The organism is Schinkia azotoformans LMG 9581, assembly GCF_000307855.1.
GTDB lineage: Bacteria > Bacillota > Bacilli > Bacillales > Bacillaceae_J > Schinkia > Schinkia azotoformans.
The window spans coordinates 1-24,349 of sequence record NZ_AJLR01000039.1 but is presented as its reverse complement, the minus strand read 5'-3'; the positions used below and the strand labels follow the sequence as shown (position 1 = coordinate 24,349).

Annotated in this window: 29 protein-coding genes; 25 read left to right on the top strand and 4 right to left on the bottom strand. The window is 37.0% G+C overall.

What is annotated here, in order from left to right; translation table 11 throughout:
* Window positions 1-2 precede the first annotated feature (2 nt).
* The 7 genes from BAZO_RS03895 (at window position 3) to BAZO_RS03865 (ending at window position 3,757) form a co-directional block, all read left to right on the top strand.
* Window positions 3-425, top strand: a complete 423-nt coding sequence (locus BAZO_RS03895; protein ID WP_003329981.1) for a CBS domain-containing protein — start codon at window positions 3-5, stop codon at window positions 423-425.
* 209 nt (window positions 426-634) lie between these two features.
* Window positions 635-1,678: a CAP domain-containing protein gene (locus BAZO_RS03890; protein WP_003329979.1), complete on the top strand. Its 1,044-nt coding sequence runs from the start codon at window positions 635-637 to the stop codon at window positions 1,676-1,678.
* Between the two features lie 96 nt (window positions 1,679-1,774).
* Complete coding sequence (ylbD, locus tag BAZO_RS03885; RefSeq protein WP_003329978.1) at window positions 1,775-2,200, top strand: YlbD family protein; 426 nt, start codon at window positions 1,775-1,777, stop codon at window positions 2,198-2,200.
* Between the two features lie 23 nt (window positions 2,201-2,223).
* Window positions 2,224-2,463: a YlbE-like family protein gene (locus tag BAZO_RS03880; RefSeq protein WP_003329977.1), complete on the top strand. Its 240-nt coding sequence runs from the start codon at window positions 2,224-2,226 to the stop codon at window positions 2,461-2,463.
* Window positions 2,464-2,582: 119 nt separating this feature from the next.
* A complete protein-coding gene (locus BAZO_RS03875; protein ID WP_039956993.1) occupies window positions 2,583-2,927 on the top strand; it encodes a methylenetetrahydromethanopterin dehydrogenase in 345 nt (114 codons plus the stop codon).
* A gap of 37 nt (window positions 2,928-2,964) precedes the next feature.
* The gene (locus BAZO_RS03870; protein WP_003329975.1) at window positions 2,965-3,402 is read left to right on the top strand and encodes a YlbF/YmcA family competence regulator; all 438 of its coding nucleotides are present in this window, start codon (window positions 2,965-2,967) and stop codon (window positions 3,400-3,402) included.
* Between the two features lie 76 nt (window positions 3,403-3,478).
* Window positions 3,479-3,757 (top strand): YlbG family protein, encoded by a 279-nt coding sequence (locus BAZO_RS03865; RefSeq protein WP_035195605.1) that lies wholly within the window; start codon window positions 3,479-3,481, stop codon window positions 3,755-3,757.
* A 43-nt stretch (window positions 3,758-3,800) separates the two neighbouring features.
* Here the strand turns inward: BAZO_RS03865 and BAZO_RS03860 are convergent, their stop codons facing one another.
* Entirely contained in the window at window positions 3,801-4,190 is a 390-nt protein-coding gene (locus tag BAZO_RS03860; protein WP_003329973.1) for a DUF7147 family protein, read from the bottom strand.
* A gap of 146 nt (window positions 4,191-4,336) precedes the next feature.
* On the opposite strand from BAZO_RS03860, the gene BAZO_RS03855 reads away from it, so the two are divergent.
* From BAZO_RS03855 to coaD, 4 genes are all read left to right on the top strand, one after another.
* On the top strand, window positions 4,337-5,764 hold the full coding sequence (locus BAZO_RS03855; RefSeq protein ID WP_003329972.1) for a hypothetical protein: 1,428 nt from the start codon (window positions 4,337-4,339) through the stop codon (window positions 5,762-5,764).
* Window positions 5,765-5,878: 114 nt separating this feature from the next.
* Window positions 5,879-6,070, top strand: coding sequence for a hypothetical protein (locus BAZO_RS03850; protein ID WP_003329971.1), 192 nt, complete (start codon window positions 5,879-5,881; stop codon window positions 6,068-6,070).
* 5 nt (window positions 6,071-6,075) lie between these two features.
* On the top strand, window positions 6,076-6,630 hold the full coding sequence (gene rsmD, locus BAZO_RS03845; protein WP_003329970.1) for a 16S rRNA (guanine(966)-N(2))-methyltransferase RsmD: 555 nt from the start codon (window positions 6,076-6,078) through the stop codon (window positions 6,628-6,630).
* 53 nt (window positions 6,631-6,683) lie between these two features.
* The gene (gene coaD / locus BAZO_RS03840) at window positions 6,684-7,166 is read left to right on the top strand and encodes a pantetheine-phosphate adenylyltransferase (RefSeq protein ID WP_003329968.1); all 483 of its coding nucleotides are present in this window, start codon (window positions 6,684-6,686) and stop codon (window positions 7,164-7,166) included.
* 23 nt (window positions 7,167-7,189) lie between these two features.
* Here coaD and ylbJ read toward each other — a convergent pair whose 3' ends face one another.
* Complete coding sequence (ylbJ, locus tag BAZO_RS03835; RefSeq protein WP_003329967.1) at window positions 7,190-8,407, bottom strand: sporulation integral membrane protein YlbJ; 1,218 nt, start codon at window positions 8,405-8,407, stop codon at window positions 7,190-7,192.
* A gap of 155 nt (window positions 8,408-8,562) precedes the next feature.
* Here ylbJ and BAZO_RS03830 point away from each other — a divergent pair, with 155 nt between their 5' ends.
* Together BAZO_RS03830 and BAZO_RS03825 are read left to right on the top strand one after the other, a co-directional pair.
* Window positions 8,563-9,354 (top strand): patatin-like phospholipase family protein, encoded by a 792-nt coding sequence (locus tag BAZO_RS03830; protein WP_003329966.1) that lies wholly within the window; start codon window positions 8,563-8,565, stop codon window positions 9,352-9,354.
* Window positions 9,347-10,414 (top strand): SepM family pheromone-processing serine protease, encoded by a 1,068-nt coding sequence (locus tag BAZO_RS03825; protein WP_003329965.1) that lies wholly within the window; start codon window positions 9,347-9,349, stop codon window positions 10,412-10,414. Before BAZO_RS03830 ends, BAZO_RS03825 begins: the two co-directional genes overlap by 8 nt.
* 55 nt (window positions 10,415-10,469) lie before the next feature.
* Here the strand turns inward: BAZO_RS03825 and BAZO_RS03820 are convergent, their stop codons facing one another.
* Entirely contained in the window at window positions 10,470-11,705 is a 1,236-nt protein-coding gene (locus tag BAZO_RS03820) for a nucleotidyltransferase (RefSeq protein ID WP_003329964.1), read from the bottom strand.
* Window positions 11,706-11,817: 112 nt separating this feature from the next.
* On the opposite strand from BAZO_RS03820, the gene BAZO_RS03815 reads away from it, so the two are divergent.
* The 4 genes from BAZO_RS03815 (at window position 11,818) to BAZO_RS03800 (ending at window position 14,222) form a co-directional block, all read left to right on the top strand.
* Entirely contained in the window at window positions 11,818-12,342 is a 525-nt protein-coding gene (locus BAZO_RS03815) for a YceD family protein (protein ID WP_003329963.1), read from the top strand.
* Window positions 12,343-12,367: 25 nt separating this feature from the next.
* Entirely contained in the window at window positions 12,368-12,541 is a 174-nt protein-coding gene (gene rpmF / locus BAZO_RS03810; RefSeq protein ID WP_003329962.1) for a 50S ribosomal protein L32, read from the top strand.
* Between the two features lie 174 nt (window positions 12,542-12,715).
* Window positions 12,716-13,480 (top strand): enoyl-CoA hydratase/isomerase family protein, encoded by a 765-nt coding sequence (locus BAZO_RS03805; protein ID WP_003329961.1) that lies wholly within the window; start codon window positions 12,716-12,718, stop codon window positions 13,478-13,480.
* A 103-nt stretch (window positions 13,481-13,583) separates the two neighbouring features.
* Complete coding sequence (locus BAZO_RS03800) at window positions 13,584-14,222, top strand: RsfA family transcriptional regulator (protein ID WP_003329960.1); 639 nt, start codon at window positions 13,584-13,586, stop codon at window positions 14,220-14,222.
* 41 nt (window positions 14,223-14,263) lie between these two features.
* Here the strand turns inward: BAZO_RS03800 and BAZO_RS03795 are convergent, their stop codons facing one another.
* On the bottom strand, window positions 14,264-14,743 hold the full coding sequence (locus BAZO_RS03795; RefSeq protein WP_003329958.1) for an N-acetyltransferase: 480 nt from the start codon (window positions 14,741-14,743) through the stop codon (window positions 14,264-14,266).
* 186 nt (window positions 14,744-14,929) lie between these two features.
* Here BAZO_RS03795 and BAZO_RS03790 point away from each other — a divergent pair, with 186 nt between their 5' ends.
* From BAZO_RS03790 to BAZO_RS03755, 8 genes are all read left to right on the top strand, one after another.
* Window positions 14,930-15,844 carry a 2-dehydropantoate 2-reductase gene (locus tag BAZO_RS03790; RefSeq protein WP_003329957.1) on the top strand — a complete coding sequence of 305 codons (915 nt, stop codon included), beginning with the start codon at window positions 14,930-14,932 and terminating at the stop codon, window positions 15,842-15,844.
* Complete coding sequence (locus BAZO_RS03785) at window positions 15,837-16,220, top strand: DUF3397 domain-containing protein (RefSeq protein ID WP_003329956.1); 384 nt, start codon at window positions 15,837-15,839, stop codon at window positions 16,218-16,220. Before BAZO_RS03790 ends, BAZO_RS03785 begins: the two co-directional genes overlap by 8 nt.
* A gap of 83 nt (window positions 16,221-16,303) precedes the next feature.
* The gene (gene bshC / locus BAZO_RS03780) at window positions 16,304-17,863 is read left to right on the top strand and encodes a bacillithiol biosynthesis cysteine-adding enzyme BshC (protein ID WP_003329955.1); all 1,560 of its coding nucleotides are present in this window, start codon (window positions 16,304-16,306) and stop codon (window positions 17,861-17,863) included.
* Between the two features lie 239 nt (window positions 17,864-18,102).
* Window positions 18,103-18,534: a division/cell wall cluster transcriptional repressor MraZ gene (gene mraZ / locus BAZO_RS03775; protein ID WP_003329954.1), complete on the top strand. Its 432-nt coding sequence runs from the start codon at window positions 18,103-18,105 to the stop codon at window positions 18,532-18,534.
* A gap of 57 nt (window positions 18,535-18,591) precedes the next feature.
* A complete protein-coding gene (gene rsmH / locus BAZO_RS03770; RefSeq protein WP_003329953.1) occupies window positions 18,592-19,524 on the top strand; it encodes a 16S rRNA (cytosine(1402)-N(4))-methyltransferase RsmH in 933 nt (310 codons plus the stop codon).
* A 25-nt stretch (window positions 19,525-19,549) separates the two neighbouring features.
* On the top strand, window positions 19,550-19,909 hold the full coding sequence (gene ftsL, locus BAZO_RS03765) for a cell division protein FtsL (RefSeq protein ID WP_003329952.1): 360 nt from the start codon (window positions 19,550-19,552) through the stop codon (window positions 19,907-19,909).
* Between the two features lie 32 nt (window positions 19,910-19,941).
* Window positions 19,942-22,200 carry a penicillin-binding protein gene (locus BAZO_RS03760; protein ID WP_003329951.1) on the top strand — a complete coding sequence of 753 codons (2,259 nt, stop codon included), beginning with the start codon at window positions 19,942-19,944 and terminating at the stop codon, window positions 22,198-22,200.
* 102 nt (window positions 22,201-22,302) lie between these two features.
* The gene (locus BAZO_RS03755; protein ID WP_003329950.1) at window positions 22,303-24,219 is read left to right on the top strand and encodes a stage V sporulation protein D; all 1,917 of its coding nucleotides are present in this window, start codon (window positions 22,303-22,305) and stop codon (window positions 24,217-24,219) included.
* Window positions 24,220-24,349: the final 130 nt, after the last annotated feature.

Here is a 24,349-nt window from a genome sequence, read left to right as displayed (position 1 = left end):
TTATGAAAAGTGTTCGTGATGTAATGTCAACTAATGTTGAGTACTGTACACCAGTGGATAATGCTTTTGAAGTAGCGACAAAAATGAAGGATTTAAATGTAGGAGCTATCCCGATTGTAGAAAATGGAAATTTATTAGGGATGATTACGGATCGGGATTTAGTAGTCAGGGGAATTGCGGAAAAACGTTCAGGCTCCAATGCCGTAACCAACCTTATGAGCCAAGAATTAATAACAGTCTCCCCTACTTCGTCCGTTCATGAAGCAGCACAAATCATGGCGGAAAAACAAATCCGTCGTCTTCCTGTTGTCGAAAATGGCCAGTTAGTAGGAATTGTGTCACTGGGTGATCTCGCTGTTGAAAATGATTCTGACCAAAAAGCAGGATATGCTCTAAGTGAAATATCCGAACCGCCACAGATGTAATATACTTAAGCGGAGGTGCCTTCTTAGGAAGGCACCTCTATTTTTTTATACTATAAGTTTAATTTTTAAGGATTATAGTATAAGAAAAGAGGGCCTTTAGGTACATTGATATTTGCCATTGTGGACAAATATCTTGTTTTTCTAAGGAATAAAATTAAATCCCGCCTATATAATGGTATAGAAAGTAAGGACAAGCAGGGGGGCATTTTATGAGAAAAAACATCCTTTCTTTTTTTATACTATTAACTTCGGTGCTCGTATTAGCTATTATCTTCGTAAGATTACCTAGTGAAACAGTACAGACAACCTCTACTAAACCGATGAATCTAGGCATGGGAGAGAAAGAAATAGAGTTACCTTTTCCGAAGGAAACAAGGAAGCTGTACGAGTTAATTGGAAAAGACAGGGAAGATGTAATTGAATTACTAGGACAACCACGAAGAATAGATGCGTCAGAATATGATTATGATTGGTGGATCTATAATGAATCTCTCGCCAACTATTGCCAAATAGGAATAGAAAATGACAAAGTAGTCACCGTGTATGTGATGGGCGAAAACAATGAGATTGCCCCCTTTCAAATTGGTCAAACCCGTAATACCCTGGAAACGATAGTTAATCTTTCAGATAAAATTGCATTGGAAGTTGATAAAAATTTATACCAATTCGAATTAACGAACGAAGAGGTGGAAACTGTACCGCTCATCCAATATAAAAATATATGGGCCCAAGTCTATATTGATAAATTTAGTAGAACGGTTTCTAGTATAAGGTTTCTTGATGCAGAAACGTTGGTTAAAATTAGGCCGTACGAGCTTGTATATCGAGGTAATTTAATTTCTGCGAAGGAAATTGACTCTAAAATGTGGTATGAAATTGAAAAGGGGAAGGCTTTGCAAATATTAGATATGACGAATGTAGTAAGAGAACGTAATGGGTTAAGTCATGTAAATTGGGATGAATCAACGGCTGTTGTTGCCTATAGCCACTCAAGGGAAATGTTTGAAGAGGAGTATTTTTCACATAGTTCACCAACTCAGGGAGATTTATCCGACCGCTTAGTTAACGGAGGTGTTGATTTTAGGGTGGCAGGTGAAAATATAGCTGCACGTTATGTTGATGCCATCTCAGCTGTAGAGGGATGGCTGAATAGTGAAGGGCATCGTACAACCCTTTTAAATAAAGAATTTACCCACTTAGGGGTTGGGGTGTATGAGAAGTATTATACTCAAAATTTTATAAAGGCATGGTAAAATGGGCGGACATTTGAGCGCAGATGTTAGTAACCTATAGTAGGCCAAATATGTAATTTATGCTAAGGCGTATCTGATACCATTGAGGTGAATATTATGGGGAAGCTACATCCGAAGGTTGCTGAATTTAAAAAGTTTGTAGAACGTCATCCTGGAATAGTGAAAGAAGTCCGTTCAAAAGAGAAAAGCTGGCAGGAACTTTTTGAAGATTGGTATATGTTTGGAGAAGAGGATTCCATGTGGGAAAAGTATAGATCTGGTTTTGAAAATGTAAGCGAAATAGCAACTAAAAAGGACAACCCAAAAAAGGATTCTGACTTCATGAGCCAGATTTTGTCAATTGTTAAAAATATCGATATGAATGAAATGCAAAAGCATATTAGTAATGTAAGTGGGGCCATTGCGAACGTCCAACAAATCATTGAACAATTCCAAGGTTTTAAACAAAACAACACAAATAATAATCCACGAATGAACGGTCCAAGAAACCCTCGTCAGCCTTTTCAATATAATAAGGATTAAATCCGTTTGGAGTTGTTTGAAAAATGCGCCGCGAAATCCAATCTTATTTGCAAGGTAGACCTGATATGCTCATGTTTGTCCGTGAAAATCCAGGATGGTATCGTAAGTTGTCGAGAAGCCCTGAAAAGGTATTTGAAATTGAACAGGAAGCAAAAATTTTTTATGGCAGAACTTTCCCGCAAAGAATGGATCGGCTAAATGAAGGTATCCAATTTGCCAACATGCTCCTTGGTATGATGAATGTGATGGGCGATAATAATTAAAACATAAATTGGGCCATCGGCCCTTTTTTTATTTGTCCGTTTAAGATTAATTTTTGCCATGGAAGACAACAATAAGACAAAGAAATAAACATTTAAAGGTGGGATATGCTGTGAAAAAAATGATACTTGTCATCACCTCTCTGATTTTCTTTATGATGGTCAATCCGGCAATGGCTTCAAATATAAACCCTATGTCTGTTAAGCACCAAGTAAAGGGTAAGGATATTTATGTGGAATGCGTAATTTCCAATTTTACATTTTCAAAAAAAGACCATAAAAAAATTAATCAAAATGGATTCGGTTACATGCAACTTTATTTAAATAATCAAAAAATCGATAATATTTATACAGCCGCTTTTATTGTAAAAGGCTTGCCAGCAGGAAAGCATCAAATCAAACTGGAGCTCGTCCATAATGATGGGACCCCCTATAATATACAGAAGGAATTTGATGTAACTATATAGCTTTCATGGTATGATTATGTGGGAGGTGTTAAAAAAGGTGTTAGCAACAGAAGAAAGGATGAACATACTCAATATTACAGATGAGTTGTCTGAAATGATTCTTAAATCTGATGTGGTGGACCATTATTATCAGAGTTTATATAAATTAAGACAAGACGAAAAGGCAAGGAACTTAATCCAAGCCTTTACAAAGCAAAAGGAAATATATGAAGAAGTCCATCGAATTGGAAAATATCACCCTGATTATTTAAAGGTGATTAAAGAAACGAGGGAATTAAAAAGAGATATGGACCTATTAGAGTCTGTATATGAATTTAAAAAGGCCGAAAATGCATTGCAAAACCTCTTGGATGAAATTAGTGTTTTAATCGGTCATTCCGTGTCTCGGCAAATAAAAGTACCGACAGGGGATCCATTTTTCGAATCGTCGTCAGGATGTAGTGGTTGTGGCAGTGGAGGCCATAGCTGTGGGTAAATACGTTATTCTTGCAAAAGAATAGATTTTCGTGCTATTCTGACAATGTGATTGTTTTTATAAGGGAGATTTAATTATGAATTTTGGTAATCGACAGGGAATTATAGTTTGGGTTCATTCCTTAAAGCAAGTTAAGCAATTAAAACGTTTTGGAAATATCCATTATGTTTCAAAAAAACTTAAATATATCGTGATCTATATGGATATGGAGCTAGTGGAAGATGCTGTTGATAAGATTAAATCCTTGTCGTTTGTAAAAAAAGTGGATCTTTCATATAAACCATTTTTGAAAACTGAATTTGAAAACTCTAAGCCGGATAAGGCAAAAGAGTATGATTATAAAATTGGAATTTAACTTAAAAATAAAGGGGCTGACTCAAAGAGTCAGCCCCTTTATTTTACTGCATAGGCGGGATAAAACGGTTCATTCTAAGAATGCCTACTAAATGCTGATAATAAAGATCTGTCTCGGCAAAAATCGTAGAAGGCTTAACCTCAAATGAAATAATTTCTTTTCCCAGTTCCTCGGCTAATTGCTTAAATAAACCAAAGCGCTTATTTGGCTTTTTTTCAGGATTTGGGACGCCTTCTCTACAGATGTAAATCGGCTGAAAATCCCCTGTTGTTGTTGGATTTAAGACAACAGCCAAAGAAGTAACATCTTTTTCATTCATTTTCGTATGAAATGCCATGAAATGAACAACTCTATGTTTATTTGTTCTGGCAATTTCTAGAAGTTCATATAGGTCAGAATATCCTTGTCCGAGTTCGATAAATCGCTGTATCATAATTCATGCTCCTTTCAATACAAATCAAGTTTCACTTTACCAATTGATTGAAAAAACGTCAAAATTTTTTTTCAATTTCATATGTTAAACGCTTCTTATTTTTGGTATCGTAATATATGGTTACAAGTTACGGTCCGGGGGTATGTATGGTAAAGAAAATTATAATCATTTTGATATTCTTAATAATTATTATAGCGGGATTAACAGGATATCAATGGCTAATGTATGACAAACTTGAAAAAACGACTGAAAGAGTGCAAATAGAAAATTTAGAGATTGAAGCTGAAATAGTACATAAAAATGGACAACTTTCGTTCACTCAAACTGTTTCAAAACTAGGTCAGGACAGCTTCCTGATTAAAATTCCTAGTGGAGCAAAAGATTTCGAATGTCTATTTGCAAATGGTGAGAACTGTGAAACGAGGAAGGAATCAAATTATAATCGTATCGAGGTTGGGAGCGAATCACTTATAACATTTAAATATACAGTTCCATTTGATGAAGCTAAAAATGACTATTGGCTAGAAAATGGTTTTGTTCAACTTTTTTCAAATGACGAAACACCGCTTTTAGAAAATTTCACCGTAACCATATTAGAGGATGTTAATAAATCAAATCGGTGGTTTTCAGGTGCATTAAGTGAGGTACGTGTTGATAAAGAACATATTTCGTATTTTGCATGGACGAAAAAGGATACAACGTTGTTCCCTTTGTATATGTCAAAGGTCCAATTAAATAAACTTGAAAAGTTCGAGCCTCACCTTTCCTTTTTTTCATTAAATACAACTGATGAAGATATTGATTTTAATAATAATTGGCATAAACAATTACCGTCTAATAACGGACTTACTATCGTGCAATCTAATCATAGACAAGTATATACAGCACCATTATTAGTCGTTATTCCAAAAGATTATAACGCCAAAAAATTAGAGGAACTAGCCATTCAGGCATATTTGCAAAATTATAAAAGGCCAAAATCTCACGATTACGAATGGGTCTGGAACGTTCTGCCTTCCTTTATTCTTGACCGTCCGACAGGTGAAGGAAAAGAAATAGAAATGTCTAAAGAGCTGCTTGGAAATCTTCGGCCAGAGATTAAAGATGCCTTTGCGTCGTGGCTTCTCAAGCAAAATCAGGATATGACGGAAATAACGTTAGCTGAGCTTGATAAACAGCTATCAGAATTATGCAGCTTAAAAACATTATTTTTTGAAAAAAATGAAAGTCAGACTAATTCATTCGTTCCGTTATATTATATTGATAAGAGAAATGTTTTTTACGGGGATAAAGAAGTGAGTTTAAAAGGGAATGCTGTGATAAAAAACAATAATCTCCTTTTTCCTTTCCGAGAAACGCTGGAAAACACAGGATTTGAAGTAAATCTTATTACAGATCAGAATAAATACGAAATAATAAAGGCTGAAAACCGGTGGATCTTCTCATTGGAGGATGGAGCAAATCCGAATCCGTTAGAGTTAATAGGGGAGGATTTGTATATATCGGAAAACGGGCTTGAAGAATTTCTAAAGACAGAAGTTATTAAACGAAATGAAGGAATTTATTTACGATAAGGCAAAAAATAAAAAAACCCCTGCTTTCGCAGGGTCCTTCTATTTTTCCTGAAAGCCTATGTTGACTTCCATTTCAAGAAGGCAAAGGGAGAGGAGAAACCGGAGGAAGAACTTATGGGGAAACGTAAGTCTTCTCCGCGGTTGGCAACAACATCAGAAAATGATGTTGTTACTATCCATTATGACCAAAACTTTTTTCTATATACATCTTATTTTGTCTTCACTATTGTTGATGGTTGTATATTTATGGTAGGATGGAAAAGTAAAATTGTAGAAGTTGGAATTATGCATAGGGTATATAGGTGATTGATATGAGAGTTATTGCTGGAAAATGTAAAGGTCGACCACTTAAAGCAGTCCCAGGAATAAATACAAGACCTACAACTGATAAGATTAAAGAATCAATTTTTAATATTATTGGTCCTTATTTTGATGGTGGAGAAGGCTTAGATTTATTCGGGGGCAGCGGCGGGCTTGGTTTAGAGGGATTAAGCCGCGGACTTGATAAAGTGATCTTTGTTGATCGAGACCGAAAAGCAGTAGATGTTATTAAGCAAAATATTAAGTTTTGCGGGTTTGAAGATCAAGCGGAAGTGTTTTGCAATGATGCCAACCGGGCCCTTAAGGCAATCATGAAAAGGGGATTCAAATTTTCGCATATATTTTTAGATCCACCTTATAAGCTCAAGGAATTGGAAGCAATAATAGCCGATATTGATAAGGCGCAGCTTTTATCCGAAAGTGGGCTGATTATTGCAGAGCATGGTATCGAGCTGATGCTTCCGGATACAATCGGCGGTCTTCGCCTACAAAGAAGGGAAGTTTATGGAAGTACAACAGCTGTTTCTATTTTGAATTATAAATAAATTACTGAAAATTCAATCAGCTAACTTTACTCAGTAGGGGAAGGGGAGAGTGTATGGCAAGTATTGCTGTTTGTCCAGGAAGTTTTGATCCGATTACTTATGGGCATTTAGATATCATTAAACGAGGGGCAAAGGTATTTGGAACACTTTATGTTTGTGTATTGAACAATTCTTCAAAAAATCCGCTTTTTTCTGTTGACGAAAGAATTGAACTCATAAAAGAGGTTACAAAAGAAATTCCGAATGTAGTTGTTGAATCATTTGACGGATTGTTAATTGAATATGCTCGGAGAAAAAGTGCAACCGCGATTTTAAGGGGATTAAGGGCGGTATCGGACTTTGAATATGAAATGCAAATAACATCAATGAACAGAACATTGGGTGAGGAAATTGAAACCTTTTTTATGATGACAAATAATCAATACTCATTTTTAAGTTCCAGTATTGTTAAAGAGGCTGCAAAATATCACGGGAATATTTCAAGTCTTGTTCCTAAGGCAGTGGAATCAGCATTAAGAGAAAAATATAGAGGCTGACCAGAACTTGGTCAGCCTTTGATCTAGTGAAAATTGGCTTTTGTATAAACAATAATGTACAAGCATAAAGAAGCGAGCGTAATTAGTGCACCGTATTGCAATAAAAAATCCCAATACATATAAAGCCAGGAAAGACCTTGATCATTGGCTAAAGCGGGAATCACTTCTTGTTTATCGTTCATTGTATAGAGATTGACATAAAGCGGCTTCCACAATAAAAATGCAAAAATTGATGAAAAGATGCCTTGCATAATTCTAGCGATAAAAAACGGCTGAAAGCGAATATCTGTTTCGGCTAAAATACTTGCTACCTGTGCCTGAACAGAAAACCCACTAAATGCGAGAATAAAGCTAGTTATGATCACTTTAAAGAACAGATCGACCTCTTCCGTTTGACTAGTAAGTTGACTCCCCAGTGTTATTTCAAACAGCCCTGAGATAAGCGGCAAAGCGAGTTCGGTTGAAATATGAAATAGCGAAAGTATAAAGCCGACAAAAACAGCTACAACCTCGGTGATATTCACTATGTAGAGCAAGCGATTAAATACAGAAAACAAAATAATAAATCCACCAATCATTAAAAGTGTGTGGATCGATGAAGTAACCGCATCTCCCAACATTTTGCCGATCGGTCTACTATTACTTATTCTCGTTTCATGGAGCGAATGAAAAGCCTCCTTAACAGAAAAATAAACTTTTTTATATGGAACTTCACTTTCAACATTATGTCTCCCGTGAAATCTCATCATAAGGCCAACACAAAAGTTCCCCAAATAATGGGCAGCCGCTAATAAAATGCCGACATTGGCATTATTAAAAAAACCAACTGAAACAGCTCCAAAAATAAATAATGGATTAGAGGAGTTTGTAAAGGAGGCCAATCGTTCCGCTTCGATCGCTGTTAATTGTTGTTCTTGTCTTAGCCGAGCGGAAAGCTTTGCACCAGCTGGAAAGCCTGACGCCATGCCCATCGCCCAAACAACTCCTCCTACACCTGGAACTTTGAATAAAGGACGCATAAGGGGTTCGAGGAGGATTCCAATGAACTTTACTACACCATATCCAATTAATAGTTCAGAGACGATGAAAAATGGTAGTAAGGATGGAAAAACGACCTCCCACCACATCACCAAGCCGCGCCTTGATGCTTCTAATGATTCTTTTGGGAAAAAAATCAATCCGAATGCCACAAGTGAAATTGAAATGGCGAGTAGGATTGTTTTTAGTTTAGAACGTGTCACGTATAGCCCCCCAGCGAATTCTTGAGTTCTTAATTCTATACTTGCTGAATATAGAATGGTAAAATAAGGTCAAATCAATCTCGTCCTACTATAAATATACGAATTTCAAATTAGAATAGACCTAATTTAAGGAAAAGGACAATGGAGGGAAACTTTTGAGAAAACCAAAAATAGGCTTAGCACTAGGTTCAGGTGGAGCTAGGGGGTTTGCTCATCTAGGTGTAATTAAAGCTTTACACGAAGCCAACATACCAATTGATTGTATTGCAGGAAGCAGTATGGGGGCATTGGTTGGTGGATTATACGGGTCGGGTCACGATCTTGAGCGTTTATATAAGTTGGCGGCTGCATTTAGAAGGAAATATTACCTTGACTTCACCGTCCCTAAAATGGGCTTTATAAGTGGCCAAAAAATAAAGGAATTTATCCGCATTTTTACGATGGGGAGAACAATAGAGCAATTATCCCCCACTCTTTGGATCGTGGCTACCGATATTAAAACGGGTGAAAAGGTTATTTTTAAGGACGGTCCTTTAGCAAATGCTATTAGGGCAAGTATTTCGATACCAGGTATCTTTATTCCGGAAAAAATAAACGGGCGTCTTCTTGTGGATGGGGGAGTTGTCGATAGAGTTCCGGTCTCTGTTGTGAAAGAAATGGGAGCGGATATCGTAATAGCTGTCGATGTTTCACATGTGAAAGGTGATGTAGAGATTACATCGATATTTGACGTGATTATACAGAGTATTGACATCATGCAGGATGAATTAGCCAGATTAAAACAATTTGATGCAGATGTAATGATTAAACCGCGTGTGGAGCAATATAGTGCTAAGGCCTTTACAAATACTGAAGATATCATCCGTATCGGTGAAGAGGAAGCACTAAAGCAAATTCCGTTAATAGTAGATGTTATACAGAAGTGGAAGGAGTCGCAACATGAATAAGCTGAAAAGTATGTCAAAAAGCTGGATCATCATTCTTGTCATAACCCTTTTACTAACCTTCGTTCAGCTCCCCTATTATATCTCATCACCAGGAATGGCGACAGAGCTGGCTCCAATTGTAAAAGTAGAAGGTGGAAGTAAGGAAAGGGGAAGCTTTTCTTTAACAACCGTTCGGATTGGTAAGGCGAACGTAGTTCAATATGCGTGGGCAAAGGTAAATGATTATTATGAAATTTATCCTGAGGACTACATACGCCCGGATGGTGAAACAGAGGATGAGTATTCCAACCGCCAGCTTCATATGATGGAAAATTCAAAGGAACAAGCTACCGTTGTCGCTTACACAAAGGCCAAAAAAGACATTGATATCAAATATAACGGTGTTTTTGTTATGAGTGTTATACCGGGAATGCCGGCGGAGAAGGTTTTAAAAGTAGGTGACCGCTTATTTTCAGTTGATGGTCATGTTATGAAGTCGTCAGAAGAGTTCATTAAATATGTTTCAACGAAGAATAGTGGAGACACAGTAAAGCTAAAATTGGAAAGAAAGGGAAAAACGATGGAAGTGAAAGTACCATTAGCTGTTTTTCCTAAAGAACAAACTGGTGAACAAAAAGATAAGGTAGGCTTAGGAATCCTTCTTGTAACGGATCGTAAAGTAGAAGTGAATCCCCCTGTGACAATCAATACAGAAAAAATTGGTGGACCGTCTGCCGGATTAATGTTTTCACTTGAGATTTACAATCAATTAATTGATGAGGATTTGACAAAGGGCTATAAAATTGCCGGCACCGGCACAATTAGTTATGAGGGAGTAGTCGGGCGTATTGGCGGCATCCATCAAAAAATTGTTGCGGCGGATAAATCTAATGTTGAAATTTTCTTTGCACCAAATGAGTATGGTAAAACCCGTATTGATAAAAATGGAGAAAAAATACTAACAAATTACCAGGAAGCACTGGAAACGGCGAAGGATATAAAATCTGACATGAAGATCATCCCAGTCAATACATTTGACGAAGCAATTGCCTATCTAGAAAAATTACCACCGAAAAAATAAAAAAGCGGAAGAGGCTGTTGGGTTACAAAATTTTAGCCTCTTTCGCTTTTTTTTTTTACAAAAATTGTTTATTGTTTTGATCATACCGTATCGGTGGATTCGAAAATTCACTCTTTATCATATTTGAACGATAAGGCTCATTTAAACAAGATGCATAAACATTCGAAGCCTTTATATCAAGCATGACTTGCTCATTAGAAAAGGATGCAAGACGTGAAACAAACGGAATAGCTACTTTCTTTTTGATGGAGTTTAAATACTCCTGACCAGCAAGTGAAGTACCTAATAAACGAATATAGGTCGGATACTCACTGTTTTCTCTCATTAGGGATTTCGAAGTATTTGTCAATATATGTACACAAAGCCGCTGTAATCTTGTCCATGTATATCGCTTTGTTTTTATCTTTTCCATAAACTCCTTAAATGTCGCAGCAGACGTTATATTTTGCAATAGGCGATTTTCTAGTCCTTCTTCTACTTCATAGATTTGTCTGAGTTCTTCAGGTGTTGAGGTAAGAAGCTTGTATTTAAAATAAGCGTAGTAATTTTCCCAATGATGGAACATTCCAAAGCTTTTCTTGTAGGACAAAAGATGCGAGTAGGTAGTATCTGGAATAACATTTTGTATTTCTTCCAAATTTGTTCTTTCTGAAAAAAGGCTCGAACGGATGCTAGTTGCACTTGCAATATGTTGGTCTGCGATATGTTGATCATGATACCCGGCCTTTGTACGTTGTATCGTAAATGGTTGTATCCTACTGCCCAGTTTATCAACGGCTTCTACATAATGGAAACCTAAAATATTATTTGGTTGTGAAAGATCAACCGCCGAATCTACAAATTGTAAAGCATGAAATGCATCTGAGGTTGCTCTTGGATAGCTTTTTCCTTCTTCTAATGCTTGTTTAATGAATTGATCAAAGGAGCCTTTCCTTGCTTTCATTTCTTTTAGTGTGTTTTGAAAAGAGTAAATATCACCGTTTTCACTGCCAAAGCAAATACTATCAACCTCCAAGGCATGCAATAAACTTACCGCACCAAATGCAAACACCTCAGCCTTTTGGGTAGCAAATACATAAGGCAGTTCGATCACTATATCTGCTCCACCTTCAAGCGCCATTTTTGTCCGTGCCCATTTTGATACTAATGCAGGTTCACCACGCTGTAGAAAATTACCGCTCATGACTGCAACAACTAAATCTGCCTCTGTTACTTTTCGTGATTCTTGGATATGATAGTAATGACCGTTATGAAAGGGATTATATTCCACTACGACACCAACAGCTCTCATACATAAATTCCTTTCTTTTTTCACTTTTTTATATATTCTACTGTAAAGAAAAAATATTGACAAATATGTTGGTGAAAGCTATAATTACCTTTGTTGCCTTGAGGTGAAATGAATGAAATGGTATATGAATCAATTAAATCAACTCCGAAATAAAGGGATTATTGTTGATGAAATGGTTGATGTAAATGAACTTATTGATATATCTGAAATTAGAAGAATTCCGCCTGTCCATGTTAAAGGGCATGGCGATTTTGGGTCTAATAAAGTTACATTTACACTAACAATTGAAGGGACAATGATTCTTCCCTGCTCTCGGACATTAAAGGATGCTACGCATTCATTTAAGATTGAAACAAGCGAAACCTATTTATTATCACCGGAAGGCTTTGGCCATCCGGATGAAGAAAATCTTCATCAGGTTGAAGGAGAAGTTCTTGACTTATTGCCGATGATCAAGGAAAATATCCTCTTGGAGATACCTATTCAAATCTTTTGTGATGACCCTTCTGGAGAAGGAGGAGCACCACAATCGGGACAAGACTGGGAAGTGATCACGGAGCATGATAAGAAAGATAAGATCGATCCTAGATTGGCAGCCCTGAAAGATTTCTTTAATGAAGACAAAAACAATGAATAGTTAACCTTTTAAGGAGGTGGGAATAATGGCTGTACCTTTTAGAAGAACATCTAAAACTGCAAAAAGAAAGCGTCGTACACACTATAAATTACAAGTGCCTGGTATGGTAACATGCCCTAACTGCGGAGAAATGAAGCTTGCTCACCGCGTTTGTAAAGAATGTGGTACTTACAAAGGTAAAGAAGTAGTAAACGACTAATAAGAAAAGCGGAAGCGCCTGTTTAGCGACGTATAAACTGGAGCTAGACAATGAAAAAAGCGCAGAGAATTTAATTCTCTGCGCTTTTTTATATAATTAAAGCAGGAATTTATGATAAGAAAGCAAATATTTAATAAATGGTTATTTTTACAAAAAAGGAAGAAGGGTAAGGGAATGGGAAAAGTTTTGCTAGAAAGAACTGAAAATGGGGTTGTATGGCTGACGATTAATCGCGTAGAAAAAAGGAATGCGATAGATTTTGACGTGATGGACAGCTTTAAAAGAGTTATAGACGAGGTTGAAGGTAACAAAAGTGATAAAGTGTTAGTAATAACAGGGGCTGGGAATAAAGCATTTTGTTCGGGCGGTGACTTATCAGTATTTCATGATCTTCATACAAAAGAGGAAGCCTATCAGATGCTCGCCAAAATGGGAGAAATATTGTATTCATTAGCAACGTTAACAAAACCAACAGTTGCTCTTTTAAATGGTGCAGCGATCGGTGGCGGTTGTGAAATTGCCTCTGCCTGTGACTTTCGGGTTGCAAGTGAAAATGCCAAGTTTGGATTTGTTCAAGGCAAGTTAGGCATTACAACAGGCTGGGGAGGAGCATCTATGCTTCTAGAAAAGCTGCCCTATGACAAGGCGATGACATTACTTATGACGGCAAACCGATTTTCAGCACAGGAGGGTCAAGGGCTTGGTTTTATTCATAAGATATTTTCAGAACAAAACCTTAAAGTGGAGTGCGAGGATTGGATTCAAGCTTATGTTGAACAGAGTTCTGGTGTACTAGCAGCCTATAAACAAGCTGCGGTTAAAAAATGGGAAATTGCCAATTTAAGAGACAGGATGTTTGCAGAAATTAATCAGTGCAGCATTCTTTGGGAATCGGATGAGCATCATGAAGCGGTGCAATCATTTTTAGATGCTAAATAACATGGAAGTACAAACAATACAGTGTTTTTAACTAGATTTTAGATTCTATCTTTTCTATTTGTTGCATAGAAATAAAAATAAAAACAATAGGAGAGATAGATATATGACGACATTAAGACAGGATGCATGGACGCAAGATGAAGATTTATTGCTTGCCGAGGTTGTGCTAAGACATATTAGAGATGGAAGTACACAATTGGCTGCTTTTGAGGAAGTTGGTCAAAAACTATCAAGAACAGCAGCAGCGTGTGGTTTTAGGTGGAATTCAGCTGTCAGAAAACAATATAAGTCAGCAATTGAAATTGCCAAAAAACAAAGAAAAGGTGAAAAAGCCGTAGAACCACCAAAACCAGTACTTGAAGCTGTGGAGAAAAAATTTAAAAGCAAGGTAGAGAAAGTTGATCAATCAGAGCAGCCAAATGAGTCAAAATCATTAGTGTCCTTCGATTCTATTATTGAATTTTTGTCATCAGTGGAGTCAACCGTTAAGAATACTGAAAACCTTAGCGAAGAAAATGAAGCGCTTAAAAATGAAATCAGTGAATTACAGAAAGAAAGAAACGAGCTGCTTATTAAAGTTGAAAAACTAACGGAAAATTACCACTTAATTGAAGAAGATTATAAAGCTCTTATTGAAATAATGGAAAGAGCACGCAAGATGATTGTCTTACAGGAAGAAGAAGGCTCCCGCTTTAAGTTCCAAATGGACAAAAACGGAAACCTTGAGAGAGTGAAAAAATAAAAGCTGACCAAATGTCAGCTTTTATTAATTAAACAACATCATTAATTTATTTTGTTTTCTGTTAAATGATCAGGATACCAGACTAATAGTTTTTCAGGCACATCCGCTGTGATCGGTGTGAAAGGCATAAAGCCCATTCTGTTCCAGAATCCCTCAGAGTTAATTCTAGGGCTTGTAATAATTGGAAGGTTAAAGCTTTTAGCGAACTCAATTAAGTTCTTTCCAAAACCTCTTTCACGATATTGTGGAAGTACTTCAAGTTTTGACAAGAAGAGATAATCTCGTTTTTCGTCGAATAAATAATCAAATTTTTTATCAGTATGATATAAGCTCATGCGTGCAACAAGCTTATTGCCATAATAAATACCATAGAATGGCGAATGTTTGCAATCGTTTTCAACAATGCTCCCTTTTAAGTCATCAAGCATTTGTAGCTCCTGATTGCCGTATTCTTTAAAACTCTTAAAATCCTCTAACGTCTTAAAATTGATTGATAACTTTTCAATTGGCATGATTTCCATGAAGGTAAACCTCCTTTTTCATACTGTTATATTTGCATTATAATACATTTAACAGAAAATTTCTTCTAATATATACTTTTTTAAAAAAGTTCAATAATTCAAAAAACTTGAGGGTAATTATTGACGCCAATATTCCCTATTTTTTGTTAAAATGATACTATAATTAAGACTTATGGAGGTTTTCGGGTGAAGGTCGCAATTATTGGCGGTGGTGCCGTCGGAATGCTTGTTGCCGCTTATTTTAATAAAGCAAATATCAATTCAGTCATTTATACTAGAAGAAGAGAACAAGCCCAGTTTTTGCATGAAAAAGGCTTAGAACTTATAAAGAACGGGATGACAACAACAAGCAAAGTCATGGCGCTCCCTTTTTCGGAGGGCCTTTTGGAAGATGCAGATTTCATTTTTATTACGGTTAAACAATATGATTTAGATCCGATACTTGATTATTTAAAGAAAAACAAAATCAAAATACCTATTGTTTTTTTGCAAAATGGAATGAGTCATACTCTCATGATATCCGATTTATACTCGGAATCGATTTATTTGGGCATTGTTGAGCACGGGGTTCTTAAACAATCGGACAATTGCGTTATTCATACTGGTGAAGGACGCCTTAAAATTGCAAACTATAGTGGAGAGCCGGGAAAAATCATAGCTATATCAGATGCATTAAATTCGATTGGTTTTCCTATTATCATTGAGGAAAATTGGTATGAAATACTTGCGGGGAAACTCGTTGTCAATGCGGTTATCAACCCACTTACAACCCTTTATGGCATTCGGAATGGGGGGTTACTGGAAAATGATTTTTATTTTTTAAATATGAGATCTGTTTTCCTTGAAGTGATACAAGCGCTTGCTTTAACAAACATCGACAACTTGTGGAATGATGTAATCTCCATTTGCCAAAATACAGGAAGCAACTATTCAACGATGTATAAGGATATTGAACAAGGCCGAAAAACAGAAATCCAGTCTATTATAGGTTATATACTAGAAGAAGGTGAAAAAAGAATGGTGCCAATGCCTAGACTTATGTTTTTGTATAATAGTATTAAAGGTATGGAAGCCAAAGGGAAGGAAGAGAGGAATGATTAATTTATTTTCAACATTCGTAGCAACTATAGTCACAGTGCCGATCCTTGTAATTTTTATCGTGTACTGGATCAGTCGCATCGTCACAAAGAACAAAAAAAAATCGCTACATTTATCAGTGGACATTTCGACTCTCTTTTTTATCATTGCCGTTCATTTCTCTATTATGGTTATTTGGGAAAAATCAGTGCTGTGGATCATCCTTCTTTTATTAATATTTATTGCTTCGATTTTTGTTTTTCTACAATGGAAAATCAACAATGAGATTATTTTCAAAAAGGTATGGAAAGGATTTTGGCGGTTTAATTTTCTGTTATTTTCGTTTAGCTATTTTTCACTCATTATTTTTGGATTAGTTCAAAGGCTAAATAATTTATAAGCATTATTTTTGGGGGTGTTCATCATTATTTGTTATACTCTTATAAAATGTTGTGTTATGTATAGAAGAAAGGAAGTATCTGCATGGAAATACAGGACGTCTCCCAGGCGTTAGCGAATAAAATTGCCTCTTCTTATATAAGCGGGGAGGACGAGGCAGCCTCTTTTTTTGACTATCCCAAAATTCAAAATGAAGAGACATACAAGAAGCGATTAGAAGAGTTGAGTAATCGGCAATTTCCACGACAAGAATTGGTTGACTATTTATTAGAGTTTCATAAAAACTTCGATGCTTCTGATAAAACGATCTCAAATATTAAAAGAATGTTGGATCCCAAAAGTGTCGTTGTCATTGGCGGCCAACAAGCAGGATTGCTAACGGGTCCACTTTATTCGATACATAAAATTATTTCCATCATTAAGTTTGCAAAAGAACAAGAGCAATTATTAAATGTTCCGGTTCTTCCTGTGTTTTGGGTTGCGGGGGAGGATCATGACTTTGCTGAGATTAATCATACTTACGTGCTGCACAATGGAAGGGTTGAAAAACGTGCCATAAAACAAAAGCATTTCAAAAAAAGCCCTGCATCTAAAGTGATCATTGATCAAAACAAGGCTGAAGATTGGATTAAGGAGATTATCGGTACATTCGGTGAAACGATTTATACAAATGATATTTTAAATCATCTTTATGATGATTTAAGAAAGTCTTCTACCTATGTTGATTTTTTCATCAATATTGTTTTTAGATTATTTAAAGATCATGGACTTATTATTGTTGATTCGGGTGATGCTGGCTTTAGAAAAATTGGATCACCTTTTATGGAAACGATCATCCGTAACAATTCGAAATTAGGGGAAAAGGTGCTATGTGGCCAATTGACCCTTAAGGAATTGGGCTATGGGCAACCGATTGAAATGAATGAACATAATGCCCATCTTTTTCTTATTCATGATGGGGAAAGGATTCTGTTAGAAAGATCCAAAACACAATTTGTTGGAAAGAATAAGGAATGCCATTTTGAACATACAGCGTTATTAGAGTTAAATCATAATCAACCGGAATTATTTAGTAACAATGTAGCGACAAGACCGCTTATGCAGGAGTATGTATTCCCGACATTGGCTTTTATTTCAGGCCCTGGTGAAATTGCCTACTGGGCAGCATTAAAGAAAGCATTTCATTTGTTTGGCTTTAAAGTGCCTCCTGTGATTCCGAGATTAATGATTTCCATCTTAGACAGGAAGACTGAAAAATACGTGAAAGAGCTGGGCCTGGATATAGCGAAGGTTGTGAACCGTGGATGTCAAAACGAGAGAGAAGATTGGCTTAAAAAACAACAGCCGTTTCCGATCGAGCAAATGACAGAGGAAACGATAACACAGATTTTGAATGCACATAGACCTTTTAAAGAGCTGGCCATCCAAGTTGATCCTCATCTTAAGGATTTGGCAGAAAAAAATGCAGAGCTTATTCAATCACAAATATATTACTTAAAGCAGAAAATGGAAAAGTCAATCCGTTTTCAACATAAAGTTGAGTTGGACAAATTTGACCATATCAATCATTTTATCAAGCCTTTGAATGCACCGCAGGAGAGAATATGGAATATTTTTTACTATATTAACCTTTATGGTTACTAAATTATCGATGAAATGTTAGATCTAAATTATCAATGGAATAACCAACATAAGGTTATTACTATTTAAATGCTATAAACTATAAAAAATGACGTATTATAACAATTTAAGTTCCGAATTTGTCGAGCAAAAACCTGTGATGTATGCAGGTTTTTTTATTTTTTTTCACGAATAATTCATAAAGTAAGTGGTGGAAAGTGGTGATTTGTGGTATTCTATGGTCAGAAAGTGGGGCGTAATGTATGTTCATGGGGGAATATCATCATACCATTGATCAAAAAGGCCGTATGATTATTCCGGCTAAATTTAGGGAACTCCTTGGAGAAGGCTTTGTACTAACAAGGGGTTTAGATCAATGCTTGTTTGGTTATTCCTACGATGAATGGCAAACCTTAGAAAATAAATTAAAAACCCTTCCTTTTACTAAGAAAGATGCTCGAGCGTTTACACGTTTTTTCTTCTCTGGTGCAACTGAATGTGAAGTGGACAAGCAAGGAAGAGTAAATATTGCTCCTCCACTAAGAGATTATGCCAAACTCGATAAAGACTGCGTCATTGTAGGTGTTTCCAATCGTTTTGAGATTTGGAGCAAATCAATTTGGGATACATACGTTACGGAGTCTGCAGAATCATTTGCTGAAATTGCAGAAAGTATGGTTGATTTCGATATTTAGATGCAAAATAGCATTATGAAGCAACAGGAAAAAGACTAGGGTGGAGTAGATGTATAAATGTTTGAACACATAACTGTTTTAAGAGAAGAAGCTGTTGAAGGGTTAAATATAAAGCCGGATGGAATCTATGTTGATTGTACTTTAGGTGGTGCGGGACATAGCGAACTCATTTTATCGAAGCTTTCCAAGTCTGGCAGATTATATGCTTTTGACCAGGATGAAATGGCGATAGCGCATGCTGCTGAAAAATTAGCGGCATATAAAGATCAAGTCGTCTTAATAAAAAGCAACTTCCGCTATCTGAAAGAAGAGTTGCAAGAGCGGGGCGTAGAGGGAGTAGATGGAGTCCTTTTTGATCTTGGCGTATCATCACCACAACTTGACATTGCTGAAAGAGGATTCAGCTACCATCAAGATGCACCGCTGGACATGAGAATGGATCAAACGGCGCCAATATCGGCTTATGATGTCGTTAATCACTGGAGCTATAATGATCTTGTTGGAATATTTTTCCGATATGGAGAGGAGAAATTTTCGAAACAAATTGCAAGGAAAATTGAAGCTTTTCGTAGTGTTAAACCAATTGAAACGACAGGGGAGCTTGTAGAGTTAATAAAAGAAGGCATTCCTGCACCGGCAAGACGAGCTGGAGGACATCCGGCTAAACGGGTTTTTCAAGCTATTCGGATCGCTGTAAATGATGAACTTAAAGTATTCGAAGAGGCGATTGAGGATGCGATTTCGATCACCAAACCAGGTGGGAGAATAGCGGTTATTACGTTTCATTCATTAGAGGACAGAATTTGTAAGACAACATTTAGTAAATGGAGTAAAGGTCCCGAATTACCTCATGGACTTCCGATCATTCCGGAAGAATATAAAGCTAAGCTAAAGCTAATAACTAGGAAGCCAATATTACCTTCAGAAGAAGAAATGGAGCAAAACAAACGAGCGCGGTCTGCAAAATTAAGAGTGGCCGAGAGACAATAACACATTCTAGCAGGAGGTTTTAGTTTTGAGTAATCTTGCCTACCAGGTTCAACCCAAAAAACAGCAGCAGAATAAACCAAACTTGAAGCCTCGAGTAAAGGTGAAAAAGAAAGGTATTATCACAACTGGAGAAAAATTACTGCTTTCACTTTTGCTCATTTTTAGTACAATAGGTTGTACGATGATCATTTCTAAGCAAGCAGCTATTTTTCAACTCAATAATGATATTCAAGTTTTGGAATCCAAAATTACCGAACAGCAAAAGGTCAATAGTGGTTTAGCAGAGGAAATAACTGAATTGTCAAGACCACAGCGGATATTAAAAATTGCTAGTGAACAAGGATTAACAATCACTGATAATAATGTCCAAGTAATCGGTAATTAATTTCAGTAATTAGTTTTTAGTGTGGTGAGAAAATGAGTAAAAAAACAACAGTACATATTAGAGTTGGAGCGAGGATATTATCATTAATATTTGTCCTGCTCTTTTTTATTTTAACAGGTCGTTTTATTTATATACAGACCGTAAAAGAAGTTGATGGACATGATTTAACCGTTTTAGCCGATGAAAAGTGGGGAAAGGAACGAACTATTGAAGCTTCACGTGGACAAATACTTGATCGTAACGGACAAGCAATTGCAAAGGATGTACCTACTTATTCGTTGTATGTGGTTATTAGTGATAAATATTCAAAAAATTCTCCTGTCCCCCTTTATGTTATTGATAAGCATGAAACGGCAGAAAAATTAGCTCCATTATTGAATATGCAAGCTTCAGAGATTGAGAGACGGTTAAACCCTGCTAATCCAAATGCTGTTCAAGTAGAATTGGGACCGAAAGGCAGAAATATTAATCATCAATTAATGGAGGAAATTAAGGCACTGAACCTTCCGGGTGTTTATTTTACCCGGGAGAAAAAGAGATTATATCCGAATGGTATTTTTGCTTCCCACGTAATCGGGTTTGCACAGCCTGATGAAAAAGGTAAATTGGTTGGTAAAATGGGTGTTGAAAAAACTTTTGATGATCTCTTGCAAGGGAAAGATGGTCGTGTAACATTTCAAAGTGACCGGAGTGGCTTCAAGTTGCCCGATCCAAAAGAAATGATTCAGGCTCCTGAAAACGGGAAGAATGTTTATTTAACATTGGATCAAAAAATCCAAACATTTTTAGAAAATGCATTAAGCTATGCTGAGAAGGAGTATGAACCCGAGAACTTGATTGGAATTGTCGCTGATGCGAAAACGGGTGAAATATTGGCTATGGGTACTAGACCAAGCTTTGATCCGAATACTCGTGAAATTTCCAATTATATGAATGAAGTAATATCATCGAGCTTTGAGCCAGGTTCAACAATGAAAATATTTACGATAGCTGCAGCAATTGATGCAGGTGTATTTCGTGCAAATGAAACTTATCAATCAGGATCTTACCGGATCTCGAAGAAAGACAAGGCCATTAGAGACCATAACCGTGCTGGTTGGGGAACAATCACGTATTTGGAGGGGGTTCAACGATCCTCCAACGTTGCTATGGCCAAGCTTGTAAACGAAAAGCTTGGCGGTGATAAATTTCTTGAATATTTACGAAAATTCCATTTTGACAAAACAACAGGAATTGATTTACCGAATGAAGTACCAGGTAATATCTTATTTCGATATCCAATTGAAAAAATTACGACCTCTTACGGACAGGGAACAACCGTAACTCCAATTCAGCAAATTCAAGCGGCTACCGCTATTTCAAATGGCGGCAAAATGATGAAGCCATATATTATCAAAAAAATTGTTGACCCAAAGACAGGGGAAGTTATTAAACAACAAGAGCCAACAGTTGTTGGAGAGCCTATTAAAAAGGAAACTGCTAAAGAAGTTCTTGATATTTTAGAGACCGTCATCTCATCTGAAGCAGGTACTGGTAAATCATATGCCATTGAAGGTTATCAAGTTGCCGGAAAAACGGGTACTGCTCAAATTCCTGATCCAAAAACCGGAAAATATATGACAGGTCATGGAAATAATATCTTTTCGTTTTTAGGCTTTGCACCAAAGGATGATCCGAAACTAATTGTCTATGTATCTGCGAAAAGACCAAAACTTGAGCCTACTGAGCTTGGTTCCGCTCCAGTATCTTATGTTTTTAAAACAGTCATGAAAAATAGTCTAAACTACTTGAATATTGCACCAACAGAGGCTACAAATATTGAAAAACCGGTTGTGAAAGAAGGTATCGAGACTCCAAAAGTTATTGGAAAAGGGTTAGATGAAGGGGCGAAAGAACTCTCGCAAGCAGGTCTTACTGTCATTAAGCTAGGTCAGACCGGTAGTGTAACAAAGCAAATTCCTTTGCCGGATTCGAAGGTGCTAGAAAAGGAGAAAATTATTATCAAGGCAAATGGCAAGATGAAAATGCCTGATATGACCGGATGGGCTTTTAGAGATGTGACCAAAATAGCTGATATTGCCGACTTAAAGCTAAACGTAATTGGAAAAGGCTATGTAACGAAGCAAAGCATCCAGGCAAATTCTGAATTTAAAGATGGAGATTATTTAGTGGTGGAATTAAATCCACCGTTTGAGGAAAAAGAGCCCTTAGTAAAGCTTGAAGATGAGGTGAATTTAAAGGGGAAAGAAGATCAACAAATATTCGAACTATTGAATAGCGTCCAAGATTAAATTAAAGAGCTTCTGCTAATGCTTCTTGGGCTATTCCATGTTCTATTCCGCACTGTACAAGCATAAGATGAAACAAGCTAAGTCAAGGAGGTAAGACGATCTTTGAGAGTTTCAAATGTTACGGTGCGGAAACGTTTAGTTACAGTATTATTAATTGGATTATTACTATTTTTGGTAATAGATGTAAGGCTAGGGTATGTACAGTTAGTAATGGGAAATTGGTTGAGTGATAAGGCTATGGATTCCTGGGGAAGAGATATTCCTTTTGAGCCGGAACGAGGAGAAATTCTCGATCGAAACGGGGTTCCACTAGCAACAAATGTAAGTGCTCCGACTGTTTATGTAATACCAAGACAAATAGAAGACCCAGCTGACGCAGCCAAGAAATTAGCTGCTGTTTTGAATGCTTCGGAGGAAAAAGTATATAAATCGATGACGAAGAACTCTTTAAATGAGCGCATTACGGAAGGAAGAAAACTGTCGAATGAAAAAGCCAATGAAGTACGAGCTCTTAATTTGAAGGGGGTCTATATCGCTGAAGATTCAAAACGGCATTATCCGTTTGGGAGCTATCTATCACATGTCTTAGGATTTACTGGGATTGATAATCAAGGTCTAATGGGACTTGAGCTTTACTACGATGAAAAGTTGAGTGGAAAAAGGGGGCATATATCGTATATTGCCGATGCAAAAGGTAGAAAAATGCCCAATTCCACTGACGAATATACACCGCCAATTGATGGTCTGAATATGAAGTTAACAATTGATTCCCGTGTTCAAACCATTATCGAAAGGGAATTAGATATTGCTGAAGCAACCTACAACCCAGATGGTGCGATTGCGCTTGCAATGGATCCAAAAACTGGCGAAATTTTAGGAATGTCATCAAGACCTGATTTTGATCCGGAAAAATATCAAACTGTACCTCAAGAAGTATATAATCGGAACCTCCCGGTGTGGAGTACATATGAGCCAGGATCTACTTTTAAAATTATTACGTTAGCGGCTGCACTAGAGGAAAAGTTAGTAGATCTGGAAAAAGATCATTTTAATGATCCAGGTGCGATTAGAGTTGAAGGTGCAACGTTACGCTGTTGGAGACGGGGCGGACATGGATCACAAACATTCCTAGAGGTTGTCCAAAACTCATGTAACCCCGGCTTTGTAACTTTAGGGCAGAAATTGGGTAAAGACCGTTTATTTCAATATATTAAGAATTTTGGATTTGGTCAAAAAACAGGGATTGACCTGCAGGGTGAAGGAACTGGAATCCTTTTTAAAATGGATCGTGTCGGTCCTGTAGAGTTAGCTACAACTGCTTTTGGTCAAGGGGTGTCTGTTACTCCGATTCAGCAGGTAACAGCTGTTGCTGCTGCTGTTAATGGTGGCTTTTTGTATCAGCCCTATATCGCCAAGGAATGGGTCGATCCGATAACCGGTAAGGTCATCAGCCGCAATACCCCTATTATGAAAAAAAGGGTCATTTCTGAGGAAACATCGAAGCAGGTAAGATATGCGCTAGAAAGTGTTGTAGCTCAAGGTACAGGAAAAGGGGCATTTGTCGATGGGTATCGTGTCGGCGGCAAAACCGGTACAGCCCAAAAAGTAAAAGATGGACGATATATGGAAAATAACCATATTGTTTCATTCATTGGTTTTGCTCCAGCAGATGACCCGCAAGTTGTTGTCTATACAGCAATCGATAACCCAAAGGGGACAGTTCAATTCGGAGGAGTTGTTGCTGCTCCAATTGTCGGAAATATATTGGAAGACAGTCTCAGGGCTCTTGATGTTAAAAAGAGAAGCGGGCAGATTGAGAAGGAATACACATATCCTGATCCAAGAATGGTTGAAGTTCCAAACATTGTTGGTTTAAAAACGAATGAATTGCAGAAATACCTAATTGATCTAAGATTAGAAAAGAGTGGTGTAGGTTCAATTGTCATCGATCAAACACCAGAACCTGGCGAAAAGGTTGAATCCGGTGCAACAATTCGCATATTATTAGGTGGAGAATAACTCTTTCCTTGAAGCGCCTAGCCCAAAATAAAGCTAGGCGTTTGCACTTTCAAAGAGAAATGAATGCTAAAATCAAATGCGCCTTGGCGTATTTGCGCCCAGATTTTTTCGAGCTTGCTCGAAAAACTAC